General features: G+C 53.3%; 20 protein-coding genes. 18 read left to right on the top strand and 2 right to left on the bottom strand.

Features of this window, described 5'->3' with window-relative positions; all coding sequences use genetic code 11:
* Positions 1-13 precede the first annotated feature (13 nt).
* From LOK74_RS12910 to LOK74_RS12860, 11 genes are all read left to right on the top strand, one after another.
* Complete coding sequence (locus LOK74_RS12910) at positions 14-214, top strand: hypothetical protein (protein ID WP_230042451.1); 201 nt, start codon at positions 14-16, stop codon at positions 212-214.
* Between the two features lie 28 nt (positions 215-242).
* On the top strand, positions 243-416 hold the full coding sequence (locus tag LOK74_RS12905) for a hypothetical protein (protein WP_230042450.1): 174 nt from the start codon (positions 243-245) through the stop codon (positions 414-416).
* A gap of 93 nt (positions 417-509) precedes the next feature.
* Positions 510-1565 (top strand): AI-2E family transporter, encoded by a 1056-nt coding sequence (locus LOK74_RS12900; protein WP_230042449.1) that lies wholly within the window; start codon positions 510-512, stop codon positions 1563-1565.
* Between the two features lie 308 nt (positions 1566-1873).
* Complete coding sequence (gene alaS, locus LOK74_RS12895; protein WP_230042448.1) at positions 1874-4525, top strand: alanine--tRNA ligase; 2652 nt, start codon at positions 1874-1876, stop codon at positions 4523-4525.
* A gap of 116 nt (positions 4526-4641) precedes the next feature.
* Positions 4642-4917 (top strand): IreB family regulatory phosphoprotein, encoded by a 276-nt coding sequence (locus LOK74_RS12890; RefSeq protein ID WP_230042447.1) that lies wholly within the window; start codon positions 4642-4644, stop codon positions 4915-4917.
* A 14-nt stretch (positions 4918-4931) separates the two neighbouring features.
* Positions 4932-5345, top strand: a complete 414-nt coding sequence (gene ruvX / locus LOK74_RS12885; RefSeq protein WP_230042446.1) for a Holliday junction resolvase RuvX — start codon at positions 4932-4934, stop codon at positions 5343-5345.
* A 6-nt stretch (positions 5346-5351) separates the two neighbouring features.
* Positions 5352-5642 (top strand): DUF1292 domain-containing protein, encoded by a 291-nt coding sequence (locus LOK74_RS12880; RefSeq protein WP_230042445.1) that lies wholly within the window; start codon positions 5352-5354, stop codon positions 5640-5642.
* Between the two features lie 275 nt (positions 5643-5917).
* Positions 5918-6913, top strand: a complete 996-nt coding sequence (gene mltG / locus LOK74_RS12875) for an endolytic transglycosylase MltG (RefSeq protein ID WP_230046999.1) — start codon at positions 5918-5920, stop codon at positions 6911-6913.
* Between the two features lie 16 nt (positions 6914-6929).
* Entirely contained in the window at positions 6930-7580 is a 651-nt protein-coding gene (locus tag LOK74_RS12870) for an O-methyltransferase (RefSeq protein ID WP_230042444.1), read from the top strand.
* A gap of 46 nt (positions 7581-7626) precedes the next feature.
* Positions 7627-8289 carry a uridine kinase gene (gene udk / locus LOK74_RS12865; RefSeq protein ID WP_230042443.1) on the top strand — a complete coding sequence of 221 codons (663 nt, stop codon included), beginning with the start codon at positions 7627-7629 and terminating at the stop codon, positions 8287-8289.
* Between the two features lie 222 nt (positions 8290-8511).
* Entirely contained in the window at positions 8512-10299 is a 1788-nt protein-coding gene (locus tag LOK74_RS12860; RefSeq protein ID WP_230042442.1) for a peptidoglycan D,D-transpeptidase FtsI family protein, read from the top strand.
* Here the strand turns inward: LOK74_RS12860 and LOK74_RS12855 are convergent.
* Entirely contained in the window at positions 10235-10750 is a 516-nt protein-coding gene (locus LOK74_RS12855) for a Mov34/MPN/PAD-1 family protein (protein ID WP_230042441.1), read from the bottom strand. The two genes, LOK74_RS12860 and LOK74_RS12855, sit on opposite strands and share 65 nt — an antisense overlap.
* A gap of 296 nt (positions 10751-11046) precedes the next feature.
* Here LOK74_RS12855 and LOK74_RS12850 point away from each other — a divergent pair, with 296 nt between their 5' ends.
* The 5 genes from LOK74_RS12850 to LOK74_RS12830 all read left to right on the top strand — a co-directional run bounded on the left by LOK74_RS12850 (position 11047) and on the right by LOK74_RS12830 (position 14077).
* A complete protein-coding gene (locus tag LOK74_RS12850) occupies positions 11047-11610 on the top strand; it encodes an FAD-dependent oxidoreductase (protein WP_230046998.1) in 564 nt (187 codons plus the stop codon).
* A 138-nt stretch (positions 11611-11748) separates the two neighbouring features.
* On the top strand, positions 11749-12399 hold the full coding sequence (locus LOK74_RS12845; RefSeq protein ID WP_230042440.1) for a spermine/spermidine synthase domain-containing protein: 651 nt from the start codon (positions 11749-11751) through the stop codon (positions 12397-12399).
* The gene (locus tag LOK74_RS12840; RefSeq protein WP_230042439.1) at positions 12399-12548 is read left to right on the top strand and encodes a hypothetical protein; all 150 of its coding nucleotides are present in this window, start codon (positions 12399-12401) and stop codon (positions 12546-12548) included. Before LOK74_RS12845 ends, LOK74_RS12840 begins: the two co-directional genes overlap by 1 nt.
* A gap of 79 nt (positions 12549-12627) precedes the next feature.
* Complete coding sequence (locus LOK74_RS12835; RefSeq protein ID WP_230042438.1) at positions 12628-13413, top strand: SDR family oxidoreductase; 786 nt, start codon at positions 12628-12630, stop codon at positions 13411-13413.
* 37 nt (positions 13414-13450) lie between these two features.
* On the top strand, positions 13451-14077 hold the full coding sequence (locus LOK74_RS12830) for a fumarylacetoacetate hydrolase family protein (protein WP_230042437.1): 627 nt from the start codon (positions 13451-13453) through the stop codon (positions 14075-14077).
* A gap of 51 nt (positions 14078-14128) precedes the next feature.
* Here LOK74_RS12830 and LOK74_RS12825 read toward each other — a convergent pair whose 3' ends face one another.
* A complete protein-coding gene (locus tag LOK74_RS12825; RefSeq protein ID WP_230042436.1) occupies positions 14129-14407 on the bottom strand; it encodes a hypothetical protein in 279 nt (92 codons plus the stop codon).
* A 15-nt stretch (positions 14408-14422) separates the two neighbouring features.
* Here LOK74_RS12825 and LOK74_RS12820 point away from each other — a divergent pair, with 15 nt between their 5' ends.
* The gene (locus LOK74_RS12820; RefSeq protein ID WP_230042435.1) at positions 14423-14659 is read left to right on the top strand and encodes a hypothetical protein; all 237 of its coding nucleotides are present in this window, start codon (positions 14423-14425) and stop codon (positions 14657-14659) included.
* Positions 14660-14875: 216 nt separating this feature from the next.
* Positions 14876-15586, top strand: a complete 711-nt coding sequence (gene sigK, locus LOK74_RS12815) for an RNA polymerase sporulation sigma factor SigK (RefSeq protein ID WP_230042434.1) — start codon at positions 14876-14878, stop codon at positions 15584-15586.
* Positions 15587-15640 lie beyond the last annotated feature (54 nt).

The raw sequence follows: 15640 nt of genomic DNA, 5'->3' as shown, positions 1-15640 counted from the left end.
AGGTAGCACGCACATGCGGGTGATTTGCCCCAATTGTTCATCGAAAGATATTGGGAAAATTGGTACAAACCAGTACTACTGTTGGAACTGCTTTGTTGAGCTGAGTGTCGATGGCGACCAGGTCTCTTCCATTTACCAGGTGGAAGAAGACGGTTCCCTCCATTCCCTCAACGATCTGTTCCTGGAAGATCAATCGCTGTCAGCCCAGATCTAGCGGAGACAACTACGAAGGAGGAGTCAGCATGGTACGTGGTATACTGGGAATGATTGTGACAGGCATGGCTGTAACGGCAGTCAGTTTTTTGCTGCGTCCTAGGCGGCGCAGGTGGTTCCAGTTCGGTATGAACACGAGACGGCTCCCCTTTCTGCGCAACATGATGAATATGGGCCGCTTATTGACGAAAGTTGCCCGCTGATCTGTGGGCAGTTCCCCTCCATGGAGAGGGGATTTTTTTGTCCGCCTTCGTACATGCTAGTGATTAGCAACAGTGGAGGAGGGCAAAGGGACGATGCAGCGGAATCGTTTTTTCTCGATTGTCATCAACCTGATCGCGCTGCTGGTGTTGGCCAACCTGCTCTGGTGGCTTCGCCCCGTGCTGTCCTGTATCGCAGAGTGGACTGGAGAAATCCTGCTTCCCTTTCTGATCGGGCTGTTGGTAGCCTACCTCCTGCATCCCGTAGTCACCGCACTGGAAAAGCGGAAAGTGCCTCGTTCCGTAGCTGTCCTGCTCATTTACACCTCATTTATTCTGACGCTTGTGGTGATCCTGATCAATGCGATCCCCGTGTTCACCCGTCAGCTGATCGAACTCTCCGACGATCTGCCGCGATTGTCCAATTGGTATCATACCTGGATGACGGAATGGGAGTACCACAAATACATTTTGCCGGATACGATCCAGAGTGGCGTTGATAGGGTGATCATACAGTCCAAAGAACGAATGGCGCAGGGCATCAGTGATCTGGTGGAAAACGCAAGAGAAACGATCAGCAAACTTTTAGGGTATGCGGTGATCCCTTTTATCGCCTTTTACTTTTTAAAGGACATGAAGTTGATTCAGCGAGCCCTCATGCAGATCATACCTCGTGCCTACCGCCGCAAGACGATCGTTACGCTGCGCGATGTAAACGATGTGCTGGCCAAGTATCTGCACGGACAAATGGTGGTAGCACTGATCGTCGGCGGTTTGGCTTACGTGGGATACTGGCTGATCGATATGCCGTATCCATTCGTTCTGGCTGCGGTCGTCTGTCTGACCAACGTGATTCCTTACATCGGTCCCTTGATTGGCGCCACACCGGCCGCGGTTGTCGCTTTAACCATTTCCACCAAAACGGTGATTCTGGTATTGGTGATCAATCTCGTGATCCAGGTGATAGAGGGCAACATTTTGTCTCCCAATATCGTCGGCCGGTCGCTCAAGCTTCACCCGCTGCTCATCATATTGGCTCTGCTGGCAGGGGAAGCGCTTGGGGGGATCGTTGGACTCATCATCGCTGTACCTGCCTTGGCCGTGCTTAAAGTACTAATCAGTCGGATCGTGTTGATTTTGCGGGAAAGTTGACAGGCCGTTCAGCGACCCGATATAATACCCTATGAATGGAAAACAGTTGATCGATGATGGAACGAGTAGGTTGCAGTCCTTTTTACAGAGAGGGTGCTCCGTGGTTGAGAGGGTGCCTAAAAAGCAGCGCGACTGAAGGCTATTCCGAAGACCGGGCAAACCCGGCGTTCAGCCCACGTTACGGGCATCAAGAGCGACAGACTGTTGCGGCATGGGGCCGGCTGTCTGTAAGCAGGGTGGTACCGCGAGACAACAGTTCTCGTCCCTGATCGGGATGAGAGCTTTTTTCATATTGAGGAGGAAAAACGATGAAAAAGCTGACAGGCAATCAAATCCGCCAAATGTATCTCGACTTTTTCGTAACCAAAGGACACCGCATCGAGCCGAGTGCACCGCTGATTCCGCATGACGATCCATCGTTGCTGTGGATCAACAGCGGGGTGGCGACACTCAAGAAATACTTTGATGGACGGATTATCCCGGACAATCCGCGGATCACCAATTCCCAAAAGGCGATTCGTACCAATGACATCGAGAATGTCGGGCGTACAGCCCGCCACCATACGTTTTTTGAGATGCTGGGCAACTTCTCGATCGGGGATTACTTCAAGCGAGAGGCGATTCACTGGGCTTGGGAGTTTCTCACCAGTCCGGAGTGGATCGGCTTCGATCCGGAGAAGTTGTCGGTGACGATTCACCCGGAAGATGATGAAGCATTTGAGATTTGGCATCAAGAAGTAGGCATTCCAAAAGAACGGATTGTCCGGCTGGAGGAGAACTTCTGGGACATTGGGGAAGGCCCGTGCGGCCCCAACTCGGAGATCTTTTACGATCGCGGCGAACGGTTTGGCAGTGATCCCAATGATCCTGAATTGTACCCCGGCGGTGAAAACGAGCGTTACCTGGAAGTGTGGAATCTCGTCTTTTCTCAATATAACCACAATCCGGATGGTAGCTACACTCCGCTTCCAAAGAAGAACATCGATACCGGGATGGGATTGGAGCGGATGGCGTCGATCCTACAGGAGGTGGACAACAACTACGAAACAGATCTGCTGTTCCCGCTGATTGAAGCGACCAGCGCGATCACTGGCGTAGCCTACAGGGCCGGGGCTGAGACGGACGTGGCTCTGAAAGTGATCGCCGATCATACGCGGACGGTCGTCTTTGCGATTGGCGACGGAGCGCTTCCTTCCAATGAGGGGCGTGGTTACGTGATTCGTCGTCTGCTCCGTCGTGCGGTACGGATGGGGAAACTGCTCGGGATTGAAAAGCCGTTTTTGTATCAACTGACAGAAGTAGTCGGCCGCATGATGGGAGAGTTCTATCCAGAAGTGGTAGAGAAGCGTGCCTTCATTGAAAAAGTGATCCGCGCAGAAGAAGAGCGTTTCCACGAGACGCTGAATGAAGGATTAACCATCCTGGAGCAGATGGTTGAGCAGACCAAGGCAGCCGGGGAGATGAAGCTGTCCGGAGCGGATACGTTTAAACTGTACGATACGTACGGCTTCCCCGTCGACCTGACCGAAGACTTCGCTAGTGAACACGGATTATCCGTCGATCGGGAAGGGTTTGAGAGAGCGATGGATGAGCAGCGTGAACGGGCCCGTGCTGCACGCCAGGAAGTGGACAGCATGCAGACACAAGGCGGACCGCTGAGCGAGCTTGCGGTTAAGAGCGAGTTTATTGGGTATACTGATCTGGTAACAAATGCCAAGGTGGCTGCGATTATTGCCAACAACCAGTTGGTCGATCAAGTAGATGAAGGGGATGCTTGTCAGGTCGTACTGGACCGGACCCCATTTTATGCCGAGAGCGGCGGCCAGGTAAATGACGAAGGCGTACTTGCCTCCGACGTGGTCAAGGCACGGGTTGCCGATGTACAGAAGGGGCCGATGGGTCAACACGTCCACAGTGTGGTCGTGGAGGCAGGAACGCTGCGGGTAGGTGATACGGTGGAAGCGGTTGTCAATCGGGAAGCGCGGATTGACATCGTGAAAAACCATACTGCGACGCACCTGCTGCATCAGGCTCTCAAGGACGTATTGGGCACACACGTCAATCAGGCCGGTTCACTGGTTGCACCGGAACGACTGCGGTTTGACTTTACCCATATCAGTACGGTCAGTCCCGAAGAACTGGAGCAAATCGAGGCAATCGTCAACGAAAAAGTATGGGCCAATCTGGGTGTCGATGTGATGCAGAAACCGCTGGCCGAGGCGAAGGCGATGGGCGCGATGGCCCTGTTTGGCGAAAAATATGGCGAGATTGTGCGCCTGGTGCAGGTAGGAGACTACAGCCTGGAGCTTTGCGGTGGTTGTCATGTGAACAATACGGCGGAGATCGGATTGTTCAAGATTGTCAGCGAAAGCGGGATTGGTGCAGGAACCCGTCGGATCGAAGCCGTGACCGGACGTGGAGCCTATCAGTACCTCAACCAGCAGCTGAACACCTTGCGGGAAGTGGCCCATGCCGTCAAGGCGACACAACTGCAAGAGACGCCGGCTCGTGTGGAAGCGGTTTTGCAGCAGATCCGAGAGGTACAGCGGGAGAACGAGTCACTGCGGGCAAAACTAGGCAATATGGAAGCGGTGGGGCTGACGGAACAGGTAAAACAAGTAGGTGATGTACAGGTATTGAGCGCTCGCGTGTCGGCTGCCGACATGGATAGTTTGCGCGGCATGGTTGACGATCTGAAAGCGAAGCTGGGCTCGGCAGTCATCGTATTGGGAGCGGTTGACGGCGAGAAAGTACAGTTGGTCGCAGGAGTGACCAAAGATTTGATGGAGCAAGGATTCCATGCAGGAAAAATCGTCAAGGAAGTAGCGGGACGCTGTGGCGGCGGAGGCGGCGGGCGACCGGACATGGCTCAGGCGGGTGGAAAAGATCCGGCCAAACTGGGTGAAGCACTTGCAGTCGTGGAAGAACTGGTGCGCAAGCAGGCTGCCGTCAGCAACTAAAGCGGACAACCTGTGAAAAGAAAAGGATTCGGCAGCGCCGCAAGCGAATAGAGATGATAGTAGAGTGAAACAGGGAGAGCGATCTGAGCGTTCTCCAGAAAATCGAGGTGTATGTGATGAGTTCCATGGACAATACCATGAAGTATACGGTGCCCAGGGAAACAAATGAAGCGGAAGTGAAGGAGACATTGACTCTGGTGTATCAAGCGCTGCAGGAAAAAGGGTACAACCCGATTACCCAGATTGTCGGCTACCTGCTCTCGGGTGACCCTGCCTTTATTCCGCGGCACAACAACGCACGCAGCCTCATCGGGAAAATTGAGCGGGACAAACTGATTGAGGAACTAGTCCGGGAATATCTTTCGGGTAGCGAATCACACAACGAAGCGTAGGATAGGAGCAGGAAATGCGCATACTAGGATTGGACGTTGGGGAGCGAACCATCGGGGTCGCGGTAAGCGATGAGATGGGCTGGACCGCACAGGGTATCGAGACGATCCGGAGGACATCGCAAGAGCAGGATTACGCGCGACTGCTCCAGTTGATCAGTCAGTACCAGGTAGAGGAGATCGTCGTCGGTTTGCCCAAGAACATGAACGGCACAATTGGTCCCAGCGGTGAAAACTGTCAACGTTTTGCCAGGCAGTTGGCTGAGCGGACCAAGCTCCCTGTACATTTGTGGGATGAGCGGTTGACGACGATGGCAGCCGAAAAGATGCTGATCTCTGCTGATGTGAGCCGAAAAAAACGGAAGCAGGTGATCGACAAGATGGCAGCCGTGATCATCTTGCAGGGATATCTGGATGCGAAATCGAGGTGATAAGAATTGAGTCAGGATATTACGGAGCAGTTTGATGTGGGCGAGGTGATTTCGCTGGCCGAAGAAGAAGGCGGCACCACGCGTGATTTTCGGATCATGTACATCTTTGATATCCAGGATCGCAGCTATTTGGTTCTGGTTCCGGTTGAACAGGAGGACCAGGAGGAGTACGACGTCCATTTCCTCCGCTATGAAGGCGACGGTGTGTTGCAGGGGATCGAAAATGATGAAGAATGGCAGCAGGTAGAAGAAACGTTTGAGACACTGATCGCGGAGCTGGAAAACGAAGAGCTCTAACAGAGGTGGCGGACGGAACGGGCAGGGTCAATCTGCCCGTTCCGTTTTTAATGTATGGAGATCAGTTACTGAAACCTTTTTGCCTTCTCGACCGTATTTCTCATGTCGGAACCGATGCTTGTGGTGCAACGCTCTTCATTCTTCGGTATAATGGATGAGATTAGGGTAGAGGAGGATTTGCCTTGGAACAGACAAACAAAACCGGAGAGAGGCGGCGGGGAAGGCGGGGACGCCAAATCATTACGGTACTGCTCACGCTCTTGTTGCTGCTTGTCATGGCGGGAGGTGCGGCTGCCTATTACGTGTATCAGCAGCTGCAGCCGGTCAGCAGCGGAGAAGGGACAGCGGTCAAGCAGGTAAATGTCCCATCCGGCTCCTCCGTACGTGATATTGGTCAACTTCTGGAACAAGAAGGGTTGATTCGCGATGCTACTGTCTTCAGCTATTACGTCGGCGTCAAAGGCATGGGAAGTCGGCTGCAGGCTGGAGAGTACCGGTTTGAGACGGGGGCGACGATTGATCAACTGATATCCAAGATGGTCAGTGGTGACGTGATTATGGACACGGTACGCTTTACCATTCCAGAAGGGTGGAATGTAGAGCAGATTGCTGACTCGCTTGCAAAAGAAGGACTAGTGGACAAGCAGGCCTTTTTGCGGGAGGTAAACGAAGGGGACTTTTCGCAATTCCCGTTTCTGGCCAATATCCCGGAAGTAGAGGAACGCAAATATCGGCTGGAGGGGTACTTGTTCCCGGAAACGTACGAAGTGAAGAAGGGAGCAACCGAACGCGAGATTATCACTCGCATGCTTTCCCAGTTCGAGAAGGAGTTCAAGCCGGAATGGCGGGAGGAACTGCAGCGGCGGCAGATGAGTATCGATGAGGCTGTTACCCTCGCTTCGATCGTTGAGCGAGAGGTGGTAGTGGACAAGGAGCGCCCGATCGTTGCCGGGGTCTTCTTTAATCGACTGCGCGACGAATGGCTGCTGGAGTCTTGTGCCACGATTCAGTTCATCCTGGGAAAACAACGCGACCGGATCCTGCTGGAAGACTTAAAGGTGGAAAGCCCGTACAATACGTATCTTCACCCCGGTCTGCCCCCCGGCCCGATTGCCAGCCCGGGACGGGCCTCACTGCAAGCTGTTGTGCAGCCAGAGCAGCATGACTATTACTTTTTCGTGACCAAAAAAGACGGTACGTCTGAACACTACTTTTCAAGAACCTATGAGGAGCATTTAGCCAGAGACGCGAAAAGCCGCGGCAGCTGGTAGAAAGGTGTGATCCGCTTTGATAACAGGGCCAGAGGTCGACGCCTATGTTGCTTCGCTTATCCCTGCTCGCTCAGCACTGCTGACTAGACTGGAACAAGAAGCGGTAGATGAGCACATCCCGATCGTCCAGCTTGCCACGGCGCAGATGATCCGAATGTGGCTAATCGCCTACAAGCCGACCAGTATTTTGGAGGTTGGGACCGCGATCGGCTACTCTACGATCTGGCTGGCCGAAGCAGCACCGCAGGCACGAATTGTGACGCTGGAGATTGACGAGAACCGAGCAAGTCGGGCACGCGCCAACATTACCGAAGCCGGGGTTGACGATAGAGTGGAGGTCATCGTCGGCGACGCCACAGCGGGATTACCTGATCATGGTACCTTTGACTGCTTGTTTATCGATGCAGCCAAAGGACAGTACCGTACATTTCTCGATCAATACCTGCCCCTTGTAAATGAGGGCGGACTGCTCATCGTCGACAACGTGTTGTTTCGCGGACTGGTTACAGACCCCGATCAGGCGGGAAAACGACTGCGGCCAATGGTAGAGAAGATACGCGACTTCAACCGTTATCTGGCAGAACACCCTCAACTGGAGACGACGTTTGTCCCGATAGGCGATGGGGTTGCGGTCAGCATCAAAAAACACTCTGACCGGGACAGCTGACAGTCCATTTTACAGAGGCATCAGTGAGGAAGGAGATAGAAGAAGCATGGGTCACCCCGTGATGATTGGGGTAGCCGGAGGAAGCGGATCCGGCAAAACCACCGTAGCAAGAGAATTGTATCAGCGCTTTCAAGACGATAGTGTGATCATGATTGAGCAAGACTCGTATTATAAAGATCAGAGCCATCTGAGTATGAAAGAGAGAGTGCGTACCAATTACGACCATCCCTTCGCATTTGACAACGACCTGCTGTTGTTTCACCTGCAGGAGTTGCTGCAAGGACGACCTGTCTATAAACCGATCTACGATTTTACGCAGCACACGCGCTCAGCAGAGAGGGTGCTGGTAGAGCCGAAAAAAGTAATCATCTTGGAGGGCATGCTGATCCTGGAAGACGAGCGGGTTCGCGATCTGATGGATATCAAGGTGTTTGTCGACACAGATGCCGACGTCCGCATCCTGCGGAGGATTCAACGGGATTTGAGAGAGCGGGGACGAACCTTGGAGTCTGTGATCCATCAGTATCTGACGGTGGTTCGTCCGATGCATCTGCAGTTTATAGAACCGACCAAACGCTATGCAGATGTGATCGTTCCGGAAGGGGGCTACAATCAAGTGGCCCTCGATCTGCTCTCGACCAAGATCCGTGACATCTTAAAAGAGAAGCAGCGCATACAATCCTCAAGCCGCATCGGCCCCACGATCTGACGTGGGACCACTGAGCGGTCGGACAGCGCTGCCGATACATCTCCAACCCTGCAGATCATGGCAGGGTTTTTTTATTGGATGCAGGATCATTTGTTTCTCAACAACAGACCCATACTGTCACCTCGGTTGTCTCCGCCGCACGGTTTCCTCGTTTCGCTGAAAGGTTTTAACAACTCGGCATTTGGCAATACTGGGCAGCAAACGAAAGGGGAGGCGCGTACGGTGCGTCTGTTGCACAAGACGAAACAACGGACATTTTTGTTACTGCTGCTCTTTACCTTCATATGGTCTATCCTGCTTTTCCGATTGTGGTGGATTCAATTAGGCGCGGTCCACCACTTTTCCAGGCACGGAATCGATTTGGTGAAAAGTGCTGTCAAACAGCGTCAGCAGGTGATTACGTTGCATAGCGGTCGCGGCGACATTCTCGACAGGCACGGTTATTCGTTTACCGGGCAGGAACGACTTGCCTTGATCGTTTTCCCGCTTGCCCAGGGCAGCTTGCAGGACAGGGAGCAGATCAAGCAGGTGGCAACTGTGATCGGACGAAACGAAGAGGAAATCGAACGGCTGTTTTTACCGGGCAAAGAGCCTAACATGCTGCGGGATGCTGAGGGAGAACTGATTTCTTTGACCAAAGAGCAGGCAGAGCAGATCAACCAGATGCAGATCCCGGGAATCGTTGCACTCGCGGTAACAGAGCGGTATCGCGGCGACGGTTTGGCCCAGCATGCAGTTGGCTATGTCAGTCAGAATCCGTCCTATATCAAAACCGTTTATGAAGCAGAATGGCAAAACGGCAAAATGAACCTGGATAGAGCTGTCGGGGCAGCGGGACTAGAGCACAGTTTTGACCGGTTTTTGCAAGGAGTGGAACCGTCCACCTTGTCGTATGTAGTGGATGGTCAAGGCCATCCGTTGCGTGGGCTGGAGCTTCGTTATCAAAAGCAGGAGAACCATTTTTATCCGCTCTCACTCGTGACCACGCTTGATCACAAGATTCAGCGGGAGGTGGAGCGGGTGGCGGATCAGGCTGGAATCACCGAGGGGTCGATCGTCGTACTGGATGTGGAGACAGGGGACGTCTTGGCTATGCTGAGCCGCCCGACGTTTGATCAAACCCATGTGGATGTACAGGCGGCCGGATGGCAGAATCATGCCGTCAAACAGCTGCCGCCTGGTTCTGTATTTAAAACAGTAGTGGCAGCTGCCGCCCTCGCAGAGGGGGTTGTTCTGCCGACAGAGCGATTTGAATGCGAAGGGGAATACGGCAGGTACGGCTTTTCCTGCTGGAAGCACGGCGGCCATGGCAGCATCACGCTGGAGGAAGCGTTTGCCGATTCATGCAACATCGCCTTTGCCCAGATTGCCAACCGCCTGGGCGCAGAAAAAATCGAGCAGTATGCGCAGCGGATGGGACTGACGCAGCCGGTTGGATGGTCCACACCCCGTTTGTTCAAAATCGAACACTTTCGGCAGATCGATGGTGAACAACCGGGTAGAGTGTTTGTCAAAAACACCTCGTCTCGCGATGAAGGGGCGCTAATTCAAACGGCGATTGGCCAACGGGATGTCCGAATCACACCGCTTGCCGCCGCCAACCTGATGGTCACCTTGTTGCATGGAGGGCAGCCCCGGCAGGTACGCCTGGTAAAAGAGATCACGTACCAAAACGGAACCAGCTTCCATCGCTTTGCGTCGCAACCGCTATCGGTAGAGGGGATTGACAAAGTGACAGCCCACAAGTTGACCCGACTGCTGCGAGCAGTAGTGGAGGAGGGAACAGGTACCTCCCTCGCTGCGCTGCCCTGGCCAGCTGCAGGGAAGAGCGGCACAGCTGAAACAGAGACAGCGCAGGGGATGCGCAACCATCAGTGGTTCGTAGGGTATGCGCCCGCTGATCAGCCGCGCTATGCGATTGCCGTCGTTGCAGAAAATCAACCTGTCACCGCTTCCCATAAGGGGATGAAGGCTTTCGGTCTGGTTGTCGAGGCATTGGCTTCTCCGTGAGCAAAATCTCCTGGACCTCCCGAAGCGATTCATTGAGAATAAATCCTCGGGCCTGAATGTCATCTCGTTTGTCCACGCCAACGATCAGCATCAGTGGTGAGGGCGATGCGTATTTTTCCTGATACGCCTTCATGTAGACTGTTTGCCGATCTGCACGGCTCGGTGAAAGACGGCGGATGGTATGGCTGTGCCAGTCCCCGATGTAATGGACACGGCCGAATGTTTTTCGTCTTACCTTGCGAACCAACTGCCGCAAGTAGAGGTCGTCAAACATCACGGCATGCCGCAACTGCATCGCTCGCGGCCCGGGTCCACTGGCATAGGTGATCGCCCAATCGTCATCGTTGATCGGATATCCCATCAATACCCCGCCTGTTTCCACCTCGGGGTTGCTGCGCACGGCCTGTTCAATCTGTTTCCAGGCTTTTTGGGTCAGATACAGTTTGGTCATCGAGTCGGCTCCTTCCATAGCCATTTCCTAGGTGATAGTCGGTTGTTACCATCCTATGTGGATCGTGCCGCAGGGGTGTACATCCTCATCGTTTTTTCTACGTGACGCGGAGTTGGGCACATCGATCGCTTGACAAAAGAAAGCTCCTCAATGGATAATTCGGGTGAGATTACCCCCATAATAGCAGTGGCAGCTCTCGCCCGCTCAGACGGAGAATGCTTGTCTGGTCCAAAGTGAGCGGTATTCTGAAGGCTGCTGCCTTCACAAGTCAACTATAGGAAGAGGAGTTGGTGGAAGTGTACGATATCGTCATCGTTGGTGCCGGGCCGGCAGGAGCGAGTGCAGCGATCTTTACCGCCAAGGCTGGCAAAAAGACCTTGGTGATTGACAGCGACCAAAGCATCACCAAGCGAGCATGGGTGGAAAACCACTACGGCGTGATGGAAACAACCGGGCCTGATTTGGTAGAGTTGGGCAAGAAGCAAGCCAGCAAGTTTGGGGCCGAATTCGTTCAAGATAAAGTGGTGCAGGTGGCCAAGCAAGAAGAAGGCTTCAAGGTGCAAACGGAGAACAACGAGTATCAGGCGAAGCATGTGATTCTAGCAACAGGTCTATTGGTCGATCTGGCTGAAGCAATCGGCCTTGCCACCAAACCGGGAACCGAACCAAGGATCAAAACGGTGCTCCAGGTAGATGAGAACGGCAAGACGAGCATCGACGGGATCTGGGCAGCGGGTACTTGCGCCGGGGTAAGCGTACATACGATCATCACTGCTGGCGACGGCGCCAAAGTGGCGATTAACGTCATCAGCGAACTGAATGGTGAGCGGTACGTCGACCACGATGTATTGAAGTCCTGAGGATTACACGTGAATAGCGCACACTGGGGAGGAAGCTGCTTTCCCAGTGCTGCGCTTTTGCTGTTTTATTGAGCGTCATTTTGACAACCATCTAAAGTATGGTCAACTAGCACGAAAGTGGACAGGAGGGATTTGAGAGTGTCGGATGAAGCAATCATCGTGGAGCGGCATGAGACTTTGCGAGGTGACATCCAACTACAATATCGAAATGCACATTATGAGATTATTAGCAATGGCACGTTTCTGATGGCGACACACAATGGCGAATCGGAGCGATTTATGGTACAGGCCTCACTCGAACAGGCACCTCATCCGGAGAAAATCCTGATTGGCGGGCTTGGGGTCGGTTTTTCCCTGGCCGAGGCATTGCACGATCCCAGGGTGAAAGAGGTAGTAGTGGTCGAGGTGGAGGATCGCATCATCGAGTGGAATCGCAGCTATCTCGCTCCTTTCTCCAACCATGCTCTGTCCGATCATCGCACGCGTGTCGAGCATGCCGATCTAATCGAGTGGATGGAGACGACGGAAGAGACGTTTGATGCGATCTGTTTGGACATCGACAACGGACCGGATTGGACGGTGACCGAGTCTAATGGGACATTGTATGAGGAAGAAGGCTTGCACACCTTGTCCCGACTTGTACGGCCGCAGGGGATCGCTGCCTTCTGGAGTGCAAATGCGTCTCCTGCGTTCGTCGAGCGGATGGAGCGACATTTTAAGGAAGTAGAAGCATATGAGATCCCGGTACAGCGGGGCGAACCAGATATCGTCTACATTGGAAAAGCGTAATGAAGCGGCTAAAAGCGAACCGCTCAGGGAAGCCAGATTACTTGGCTTTCCAAAACATCAAGCGAGTGGAGGGAGGTCAAGCGCCGCAGTTTGCGTCAATCGAACCGAAGGAGCAAGAATCCTGGCGTAATCTGAAGCGCCTGGCGTAATCGCTGGATTTACGACGATTATTGACATGACGTAGGGGCATGATCGCGTCGGGTCGCGAGGAAAAGAGGGGAAGTGTATATGGAATTGAATCTGCATGGAAAAACAGCGCTTGTGGTGGCTTCCAGCCAAGGATTAGGCAAGGCGGTCGCAGCCGAACTGGTCAAAGAAGGAACCAACGTGATGCTCACCAGTCGTGACAAAGCAAAACTGGAAGTTGTTCGAGACGAACTTCGGCAGTTGGGCAAAGGAGAAGTGGCGTATTACCGAGCGGACATTACAAATCCAGATGAGATCAAAGGTTTGGTACAGGCAACACGCGACACTTTTGGCAAGATCGACATCCTTGTAAACAACGCGGGTGGCCCCCCGGGAGGCACGTTTGAGCAGTTGTCCGATCAAGACTGGCAAAAGGCCTTTGAACTCAACTTGCTCAGCTATATTCGCATCATTCGGGAAGTTCTGCCCGATCTGAAGAAAGCGGGGGGACGCATTGTCAATATCGCCTCGTCATCCATCAAGCAGCCAATCCCTGGGTTAATCTTGTCCAATACCTTTCGTCTCGGCATCGTCGGATTGACCAAGACGCTCGCGGAGGAATTGGCTCCCTACAACATTTTGATCAACACTGTGGCCCCGGGCCGCATTGCGACGGACCGGGTCGCTTATCTCGATCAGTTGAAAGCGGACAAACTGGGCACGAATAGGGAAGAGGTGGAGCAGCAGTCGAAAGAGCAAATCCCGTTAGGGCGTTATGGAACGCCGGAAGAGTTCGCAAAAGTGGTTGCTTTCCTGGTTTCCGGCGCAAGTACATACATGACGGGAAGTTCGTTCCTCGTAGACGGCGGGATGGTAAAATCGATTTAAGCAAAGCAAAATCCATGTCAGGCGAGGAGAGAACACCATGGAAACGATTCGCAATATTTACTGTGTGGGACGCAATTATGCCCTGCATGCCCACGAGTTGAACAATGAGATTCCGACTGCCCCCTTCCTGTTTGCCAAGCCGTCCCATGCGCTGGCGCAGGCGGATGGAGGAGAGATTCTCCTTCCCGCTGATCGCGGCCCTGTACACTTCGAAGTGGAACTGGTGATCCAAATAGCGAGGGATTACGAACAGGGAAAATCGGTAGATGAACTGGTCGAACGGATGGCGCTGGGCATCGACTTCACCTTGCGCGACGTGCAGAGCGAACTGAAAAGAAAGGGACTTCCTTGGCTGCTGGCAAAGGGATTTCCCAATTCTGCTGTGTTGACGAAGTTCGTGCCCTTTCCCGGTGTGGAGTCATGCAATGCGGTTGATTTCTCGCTCAAGAAAAATGGCGAACACGTGCAGCGTGGAAACATAAAGGATATGATTTTTGACCTGCAGACGATTGTCGATTTCTCGGCCAGACACTTCGGGCTGGGCAGGGGGGACATCATCTTTACAGGCACACCTGCCGGCGTCGGACCGGTTGAAAGCGGAGAGCGACTAGAGTTGCTATGGGGAGAAGAAGTGTTGGGAGCATGTACGATAAAACGAGGATAAGTCACGAGGATCATTCAACCGGAGAGAGAAACAGCCCGCTCTGCCCCTCGGCTAGAGCGGGCGTTTTTGCGGCGTACCGCCTGCCATCAGTACTTCCCAGTGCATCGCTGGGCAGGACAAGTTCATGATCGCCCCGTGTGCAGCCTCGATCGCCCTGCTATTGGCAGGCAACTTGCTGTTTTGGCTCCACTCGCAGGCTGCACGTCTCGAAGTGCCGCACGCCTTCGTTGACAGGCGAGACCACCAAGCCGGCATCGGACAACGACCGCATGTCGGCAAACTGTTCGCCATCCTAGCTGTCTTGGTGAGGGTCTCTTCTTCCAGGAACACGTTACCCACTGGCCGATGATGATCGCGGTCGTAATCTCCAACCTCACGCTCACCTTTGTCGGCATTCATCCGATCGTCATTGTTACCTTGCTTGCCAACCATCTGCAGTCGGAGGCATTTGGCACATCGGCAGAAGTGCTTGCCTTGTTATACCTGCTGTCGTGGGCGATGTTGGGAAGGGGAATTTTTTCGTCTTTTGGCAAGCCGTTTCGTCATACTTTCTGTCAGGAGGGGATACACGTCGCATCATAAACTGATGCCGGCGTTTCCACGCCAAAGTATCACCAAACGAGCATGGGTGGAAAACCACTACGGTGTGAAGGAAGCAACTGGGCTGTTGATGGATCTGGCTGCCAGATCCATTGGACGGCCGCACCAATAGCTTTCCTTTTCCGGTACAGGCACGGATGGGCGGATGCCTACATATGGATAAGAGTAGCTAGCATCCAGATACAGGAGGTGGCAGTCTTGTCCGGTATTCTTGTCGCCCTATCGCTTTTGTTCAAAGAACTGGTTACGTTTGTCGCCTATGTGAAGAACAATGCATTTCCACAGCCGTTGACGGATGTGGAAGAGGAAAAGTACCTGAAGCGGATGGCCGCCGGCGATCCCTTGGCGCGCAATAAACTGATCGAGCACAATCTACGGCTCGTGGCCCACATCGTCAAGAAATTCGAAAATACGGGAGAAGACAGCGAAGACCTCATCTCCATCGGAACGATAGGTCTGATCAAAGCGATTGAGAGCTATCAAGTGGACAAAGGGACAAAACTGGCAACGTATGCGGCTCGTTGTATCGAAAATGAGATTTTGATGCATTTGAGGAGCCTGAAGAAGACACGCAAGGATGTGTCACTGCATGACCCGATCGGTACCGACAAAGAAGGCAATGAAATTTCGCTGATAGATGTTCTGGGCACGGAGAACGATGAAGTAGTGGACGCCGTACAGCTGAAACTGGAGAGCAGCAAGATTTATCAGTACATCCACATCCTCGACGAACGGGAAAAAGAAGTGATTATCGGACGATTCGGCCTAGACAAGGACAAAGAAAAGACACAGCGAGAGATTGCGCGAGAGCTGGGGATCTCCCGCTCCTACGTGTCGCGAATAGAGAAGCGGGCATTGATGAAGCTGTTTCATGAGTTTTATCGGACGAAGCAGACCCAGGGGCGGTGAGCGGCTTGTCCGGTGGAGAAACCGGATGAGTGATGTGCGAGATCCATTGTATCA

Origin of the sequence: Brevibacillus humidisoli, from assembly GCF_020923435.1 — a bacterium.
Classification (GTDB): domain Bacteria; phylum Bacillota; class Bacilli; order Brevibacillales; family Brevibacillaceae; genus Brevibacillus_E; species Brevibacillus_E humidisoli.
The sequence above is the reverse complement of the archived record's forward strand: the minus strand, read 5'-3'. Positions and strand labels throughout refer to the sequence as shown.

What these genes read in the sequence shown, in the direction of transcription:
- LOK74_RS12910 (WP_230042451.1), top strand. Translation starts at nt 14, where the DNA reads ATGCGGGTGATTTGCCCCAATTGTTCATCGAAAGATATTGGGAAAATT.
- LOK74_RS12905 (WP_230042450.1), top strand. Translation starts at nt 243, where the DNA reads ATGGTACGTGGTATACTGGGAATGATTGTGACAGGCATGGCTGTAACG.
- LOK74_RS12900 (WP_230042449.1), top strand. Translation starts at nt 510, where the DNA reads ATGCAGCGGAATCGTTTTTTCTCGATTGTCATCAACCTGATCGCGCTG.
- alaS (WP_230042448.1), top strand. Translation starts at nt 1,874, where the DNA reads ATGAAAAAGCTGACAGGCAATCAAATCCGCCAAATGTATCTCGACTTT.
- LOK74_RS12890 (WP_230042447.1), top strand. Translation starts at nt 4,642, where the DNA reads ATGAGTTCCATGGACAATACCATGAAGTATACGGTGCCCAGGGAAACA.
- ruvX (WP_230042446.1), top strand. Translation starts at nt 4,932, where the DNA reads ATGCGCATACTAGGATTGGACGTTGGGGAGCGAACCATCGGGGTCGCG.
- mltG (WP_230046999.1), top strand. Translation starts at nt 5,918, where the DNA reads ATGGCGGGAGGTGCGGCTGCCTATTACGTGTATCAGCAGCTGCAGCCG.
- udk (WP_230042443.1), top strand. Translation starts at nt 7,627, where the DNA reads ATGGGTCACCCCGTGATGATTGGGGTAGCCGGAGGAAGCGGATCCGGC.
- LOK74_RS12855 (WP_230042441.1), bottom strand. Translation starts at nt 10,750, where the DNA reads ATGACCAAACTGTATCTGACCCAAAAAGCCTGGAAACAGATTGAACAG.
- LOK74_RS12840 (WP_230042439.1), top strand. Translation starts at nt 12,399, where the DNA reads ATGAAGCGGCTAAAAGCGAACCGCTCAGGGAAGCCAGATTACTTGGCT.
- LOK74_RS12835 (WP_230042438.1), top strand. Translation starts at nt 12,628, where the DNA reads ATGGAATTGAATCTGCATGGAAAAACAGCGCTTGTGGTGGCTTCCAGC.
- LOK74_RS12830 (WP_230042437.1), top strand. Translation starts at nt 13,451, where the DNA reads ATGGAAACGATTCGCAATATTTACTGTGTGGGACGCAATTATGCCCTG.
- LOK74_RS12820 (WP_230042435.1), top strand. Translation starts at nt 14,423, where the DNA reads ATGATGATCGCGGTCGTAATCTCCAACCTCACGCTCACCTTTGTCGGC.